Here is a 6,123-nt window from a genome sequence, read left to right on the forward strand (position 1 = left end):
GTGTATCTCTCTATTTTTTCCAATATTGAATTGCTGCTGCAACCGTAAAAAATGAACCAAAAACAATGAGCACTGAACGCTCATCCATTTTTGGGAGTAGAGCATTTAGCGCGCTTTCAACATTCTTGTATTGCGCCAGTGGTGCATGAGATTTTACATTATTCATTGCATTGGCTAAGTTTTCTACTGTATCGCCTCTAAAGCAATCAAGACCAGCTAAATGCCATTGGTCTATAACAGGGCTTACTTCATTTAAAACAGCTACTTTATCTTTATCTTTAAGCATAGCGACTAACGCATGAACTTTAAAGCCTTGATCTGCTAAGTGCTTTAATTTTTTGGTCAAGTAACGTGCTGATTCAGGATTATGTGCAACATCAGTATAAACCAAAGGCGATGAACTTAGCCTCTGAAAGCGCCCTTCGACCACTAGATTACTTAAACATTTATTGATTACATCTTTGCTAGGCAATAAATCAAGCACAGCGAGTGTAGTCAATGCAGTGGCTGCATTTTGACAAGGAATACTTGGCTTCACAAACTCATAATCAAATTCACTAAATTGCCAAGTAAAGCTGCTTTGATGCTCTTTAAATACAAAATCCTTACCAGAAAGATACATATCCGCCGCAACTTCTGTGCCGTAATCAGTCACAGTATGAGGTATATTTAAATCCCCAACGATAGCTGGTGTATTAACCCTAAAGATGCCCGCTTTATCGTAGCCAACTAATTCGCGGGTATCGCCAAGGTACTCTTTGTGGTCTAAATCTATCGTGGTTATAACACTTGCATAAGGAGTGACGATATTTGTAGCGTCAAAACGGCCACCGAGGCCCACTTCAAGTAGTACGTAATCCACGCTATGGCGTTTAAATATCGCCAACGCACCTAAGGTGCCATACTCGAAGTACGTTAATGGTGTTTCACCACGACCCTGCTCTAACAAGTCAAATGCATCAACGTGAAATTGATCATCAAGCTCAGCGCCATTAATGCGAACACGTTCATTGTATTGAATTAAATGCGGAGAAGCATACGTGCCCACACTGTACCCTTGAGCCAACAAGAGTGACTCTAAACAACGTGCTGTAGTACCTTTGCCGTTTGTGCCGCCAATCAGAATAATTTTACTTGAGGTGTCTAATAAACCAATGTTGCTGGCAACGTCGGCTACGCGCTCGAGCCCCATAGCTATATTTGCAGGGTGAACACTTTCTAAATAACAAAGCCAATCATCAAGGCTTGATGATTGGCTAGGAATATTTTTTGTCATAGCGTGTAATCAGTTAAGCTGAAATTTACGCTACTCTATGCTCTTGTTCAGTAGAAGGCAAGTTCATAAATTTAGCCAGTACGCGAGCTAGCGTATCACGCATCTCACGACGGTCTACAATCATGTCAATTGCACCATGCTCGAGTAGGAATTCACTGCGTTGAAAACCATCCGGTAAGGTTTCACGTACTGTTTGCTCGATAACACGTGGTCCAGCAAAACCAATTAACGCTTTTGGCTCAGCCACATTGATATCACCTAACATTGCTAATGACGCCGATACCCCCCCCATTGTAGGGTCGGTCATCACCGAAATAAACGGCAAGCCTTTTTCACTCATTTTAGCAAGTGCAGCACTGGTTTTGGCCATTTGCATTAACGACATAAGCGCCTCTTGCATACGTGCACCACCTGAGGCAGAAAAACAAATAAGCGGCATGTTGTGCTCTAAACATTGGTCAACAGCATCTACAAAACGCGCGCCAACAACCGACGCCATTGAGCCACCCATAAATGAGAACTCAAATGCAACAGCAGCAACAGGAATACCTTTTAATCGACCTTTCATCGCAACTAAGGCGTCTTTTTCGCCACTTGATTTTTGCGCTGCGCTAATGCGGTCTGAATACTTTTTAGAATCTTTGAACTTTAAAACATCTTTTGGTTCGTGCTCGGTACCTAGCTCTTGACGATCTGCATCATCAAGAAAATGCTCTAAACGTTTACGTCCACTCACCCGCATGTGATGATCACATTTAGGACATACATTCAGTGATTTTTCTAACTCTGCTTTATATAAAATCGAATCACAATCTGTACATTTAGCCCAAACCCCTTCAGGGATCTCTTTACGGCCAGAAGATTTTGTCGTTTTAGGTAAGATTTTTTCTAACCAACTCATTTGCAACTCTCTTAATACTGTTCTGTGTCGCTTCCTGCCCGAATATACAGGCAGACAATTTTTTCAATTAAAACATGAATTACACGCCGACGGTATAAAAAACTGGTCTTAGTAGTGAAATGACCTTGACTTCTGGCGGCTTAGAAATTCTTTATTTATCCGAATCTGCTAAAAATAAAGGGCCCAGCGTTGTTGATGGGATCTCAAACTGCGCAGGATAATCAACATCAACAAGATATAAACCCGCCGCTTTAGCCGTTGCACTGGCTTTTGCGCGCTCTTTTAAATCAAGTAGCTCTTTAAGCCATACCGGCTTGTGCTTATGTAATCCAATATCCATTAAACACCCTGTAATATTTCGCACCATGTGATGTAGAAAAGCATTCGCTTTTATATCAATAATCACATAGTCGCCTTGGCGTTTAACAGATAAGTGATGAATAGTTCTATTTGCTGTGTTTGCTTGACAATGCAGCGCACGGAACGATGTAAAATCGTGCTCACCAATTAAATACTGACAGGCTTCTTGCATTTGAACTTCGTCTAATGGGTGATAAAAATGCGTGACACCTTCATTCATAATCGCCCCGCGGTAAGCGAAGTTATAAATAACGTAGCGGTAACGCCTTGCTGTTGCGCTAAAGCGAGCATGAAAATCTTCGCTGACAGGTTTCGCAAATCGAATAGCAATATCTTTTGGTAGGAGTGTGTTCATTCCCATTGTAAAGGCAACCATTTCTCGGTCAGCCTCAGTATCAAAATGTACCACTTGACCCGTGCCATGAACGCCCGCATCGGTGCGTCCCGCACAAACAATTTCAACTGGGTGATTACAAATACGCGAAAGCGCTGTTTCTACTTCTTGTTGTACACTGTTAACGTGCGATTGACGCTGCCAACCACTGTATCGTGCGCCGTTGTATTCAACCCCAAGTGCTACTCGCATAATGACTGCTTTACCTACTGTGCTAATGAACGAGGCATTTTATGCTATATAGCAATCTAATAAAAGTGACACTATACAAATAAACTAATCGCCACACCTTTCATTTAAAAGGTGTAATAAAAAAGGGCCTAAACGTGAGTTCAGACCCTTTGTTTATATAAAACACTATTAGCCTAATTTAGCCTTCAAACTCTGCGCTTCTTGTTGCACTTCTTCAGGGCCATTCGCTATAACATCTTCAATAGCATCAAGCGCTGAGTCCATATCGTCTATTTCAATGTATGCGCGCGCTAAATCAAGCTTGGCAGAGTAGCCTCCGCTCTCTAAATCTACATCAGTCGGGTTTTCTCCCGCCAATAATGCATCATATTCACTTAGCCCCACATCCATATCAATGTCGTCATAAGGTTCGTGTTCAGGGCTTGCATCATCACTTTGTTCTATCAAGGCATCAATATCTACAAATTCATCATCAACAGGATCAAGGGTGCTTTGAGAGCTTTCTAACTCACTTGCTGGCGTGTCAGTTAACCCATTCAGCTCTGTTAGGTCCTCATTAAGCAACGCATCAAAGTCAACATCAAAATCATCACTGTCTTCAATGTTTAAAGGCTCAGGCTCCGCTAACTCACTGAGTAAAGAATCAAAATCAGTTTGAGTAAGATCGGCCATAAAGTCATCATCAAGTTCATCGTCTGATAAACTTGTTTCATCAATACTGCTTTCTAACTCTGTAGCAACGTCATCGTTAGCTATCTGACCAAGGGCCTCTTCATTGATATCATCAAGTTGACTGTCAAACACTGGCTCTTTCTTTTCATCATCAACCAGTAATTCATCCCCAATCAAGGGCTCGTCATCAAAATCTTGCTCTAATGTGTCAGAGTTTTCATTTGCGGACATAGCCTCAGCTAAGTCTTGCTCAGCTTGACTTAATTGTAATTCAGCATCATCAACAACTTCATCTTGCGCGAATGCGTCTAATTCATTGCTCTGGGTTGAATCATCAATTAAAGAATCTATTTCATTTTCATCATTGAGGTCAACATCCACTGTTTCATTGACTTCTGGGGTAATTGTTTGCTCAAGCTCTGAACTTGACTCTGGAATATCAAGCTCATCTTCCAATGGTTCATTGCTAATAAAGTCATCTTCAATTAACTGTTCGTCATCAAAATCATGTTCTAAATTATCAATTTCTTGACCGCCAGCCATCGCATTTGCAAGATCTTGCTCTGTTTGACTTAGTGGAAGTTCTGCCTCATTTTGAGGTGAATCCATATCGTCATAGTCAAGCTCAAGCTCTGGGTATTCTTCAAGCTCTTGACTAGGAGTTATATCTTCAGTTTCAGGTGATTCATCTTCAGCTGTTAAATCAATATCTGATGAAATTCCCTCTTCGTCGAGTGGGTCATCCCCTAAATCTATTTCAACTTCTTCAATATCATCATTAAGATCATCTGTAGAAGACCACTGTGGATCAGCAACATAATCGTCTTCTTGTTGCAGTTCATTTAGTAATTCATCAACACTTTTTAAAGCAGGATCATCATATTCATCCAGAAGGTCTTCTTCATCCATAATGACGTTTGAGTCATCACCCTCTGGGAATTCAGACAACTCAGATTCTGCCTCAAGTTCAGGCTCTTCCTCAAGCTCTGGCTCTTCTTCAAGTTCAGGTTCTGCTTCAAGCTCTAGTTCTTCTTCAAGTTCTGGTTCTGCTTCAGGCTCTGGCTCTTCTGCAAGTTCTGGCTCTGCTTCAAGCTCAGGTTCTTCCTCAAGTTCTGGCTCTTCTGCAAGCTCTGGCTCTTCTTCAAGCTCAGGCTCTTCTTCAAGCTCAGGCTCTTCCTCAAGCTCAGGCTCTTCTGCAAGTTCTGGCTCTGCTTCAAGCTCTGGCTCTGCTTCAGGCTCAGGTTCTGCTTCAGGCTCTGGCTCTTCTGCAAGTTCTGGCTCTGCTTCAAGCTCAGGCTCTGCTTCAAGCTCAGGCTCTGCTTCAAGCTCTGGCTCTGCTTCAAGCTCAGGTTCTTCTTCAAGTTCTGGCTCTGCTTCAGGCTCAGGCTCTGCTTCAAGTTCAGGCCCTGCTTCAAGCTCTGGCTCTGCTTGAAGCTCAGGCTCCGCTTCAAGCTCAGGCTCTTCTGCAAGCTCAGGCTCTTCTGCAAGCTCAGGCTCTTCTGCAAGCTCAGGCTCTGCTTCAAGCTCAGGCTCTGCTTCAGGCTCTGGCTCTTCTTCAAGCTCAGGTTCTACTTCAAGTTCTTCTAAATCTGGTTCATCAGTGAGGGACGACGCTATACTTTCTACATCATCAACGTTTAACTCATCTTCAACAGCTGACAAGTCCTCCATTGAATCTGACAACGCTTCATCAAGTTCTGAGTCATGCTCATTCGCTGTATGTTGCGCTTCTTGATTTGATTGAGGTTGTTCGTTTGTTGCAGCATCATCGATTAAACCTTCGATATCATCTAAATCAAACTCATCCTCTTCTTCAACTAATTCAGTTGGCTGTTCAGCATCATCAATGAGTGAGTCGATATCATCTAAATCAAATTCGTCGTCTTCTTCAACCAATTCAGCTGGCTGCTCGGGCTGTGCATTGCTTTGCTCTGCATCATCAATGAGTGAGTCGATATCGTCTAAATCAAATTCGTCGTCTTCCTCAACCAATTCAGTTGGCTGCTCTGGCTGTGCATTGCTTTGCTCAGCATCATCAATGAGCGAGTCGATATCGTCTAAATCAAATTCGTCGTCTTCTTCAACCAATTCAGCTGGCTGCTCGGGCTGTGCATTGCTTTGCTCTGCATCATCAATAAGTGAGTCGATATCATCTAAATCAAATTCATCGTCTTCTTCAACCAATTCAGCTGGCTGCTCGGGCTGTGCATTGCTTTGCTCTGCATCATCAATAAGTGAGTCGATATCGTCTAAATCAAATTCGTCGTCTTCTTCAGCCAATTCAGCAGGCTGCTCGGGCTGTGCATTGCTTTGCGCTGCATCATCAAT

Annotated in this window: 4 protein-coding genes; all 4 read right to left on the reverse strand. The window is 42.6% G+C overall.

Features of this window, described 5'->3' with window-relative positions; genetic code table 11:
• Window positions 1–10 precede the first annotated feature (10 nt).
• The gene (gene folC, locus CSC79_RS12700; protein WP_099296132.1) at window positions 11–1,276 is read right to left on the reverse strand and encodes a bifunctional tetrahydrofolate synthase/dihydrofolate synthase; all 1,266 of its coding nucleotides are present in this window, start codon (window positions 1,274–1,276) and stop codon (window positions 11–13) included.
• 25 nt (window positions 1,277–1,301) lie between these two features.
• A complete protein-coding gene (accD, locus tag CSC79_RS12705) occupies window positions 1,302–2,177 on the reverse strand; it encodes an acetyl-CoA carboxylase, carboxyltransferase subunit beta (RefSeq protein WP_099296133.1) in 876 nt (291 codons plus the stop codon).
• Window positions 2,178–2,328: 151 nt separating this feature from the next.
• The gene (gene truA / locus CSC79_RS12710; RefSeq protein WP_099296134.1) at window positions 2,329–3,123 is read right to left on the reverse strand and encodes a tRNA pseudouridine(38-40) synthase TruA; all 795 of its coding nucleotides are present in this window, start codon (window positions 3,121–3,123) and stop codon (window positions 2,329–2,331) included.
• A gap of 168 nt (window positions 3,124–3,291) precedes the next feature.
• The coding region (locus tag CSC79_RS12715) for a FimV/HubP family polar landmark protein (RefSeq protein ID WP_275541863.1) at window positions 3,292–6,123 on the reverse strand (2,832 nt) is incomplete at its 5' end.

Source organism: Pseudoalteromonas sp. 3D05, assembly GCF_002723455.1.
Taxonomy (GTDB): Bacteria; Pseudomonadota; Gammaproteobacteria; order Enterobacterales; family Alteromonadaceae; genus Pseudoalteromonas.